This window comes from Streptomyces sparsus, from assembly GCF_054776295.1.
Genome location: NZ_BAAHCA010001690.1, coordinates 1 through 567, shown reverse-complemented (window position 1 = coordinate 567; position 567 = coordinate 1). Strand labels below are relative to the sequence as shown.

At 77.2% G+C, this 567-nt stretch carries 1 protein-coding gene; it reads left to right on the top strand.

The features are described 5' to 3' along the window. The coding region (locus tag ACYVE9_RS30325; RefSeq protein WP_461031056.1) for a DUF6177 family protein at positions 1-567 on the top strand (567 nt) is incomplete at both ends.

Below are 567 nucleotides of genomic sequence, written 5' to 3'. Positions count from 1 at the left end.
GGCACCGTCGCCGGGCGGCTCGCCGCCCAGCTCGGCGGACGCGTCTGGCCGCCGGACGCCGCCCCCGCGGAAGGTGTCTCCGAACCGGTCACGGAGCTCGGTTCGGTCACCGCGCCGGCCGCGGCCCAGCCCGCGGTGGACGTGCTCTCCGACAGCTCGGCGGTCGTCATCCAGGACCGGCCGGTGGTGGCCATGACGGCCTGGCTGTCGGACGCGCTGCGGGCCGCCGTCGACAGCGGGCGCGGCCTGCAGATCGTCACCCCGCGCACCTCCCGACTGACCCTGCCCACCCGCGCGGCGCTGTCCGGGCCGCCCAACCGCTGGGTCGTCAACGACGGTGAGGGCGGCTACTACGACGGTCTCTCCGGGGCCGAACTGCGCTGGCAGGACGGCGGCTTCACCAGTACCGGCACCCCCGCGCCCGCCTTCACCGAACCCGCCCGGCGGGCCCGCAGCCTGCACGCCGGCGGCGAACGCCAGATCGCGGTCTCCGTCCGCACCCGGCAGCCCGCAGACCGGGACCTGCTGCTGGGCGGCGCCCTGGAGACGGTGTGGCGGCGGCTGACC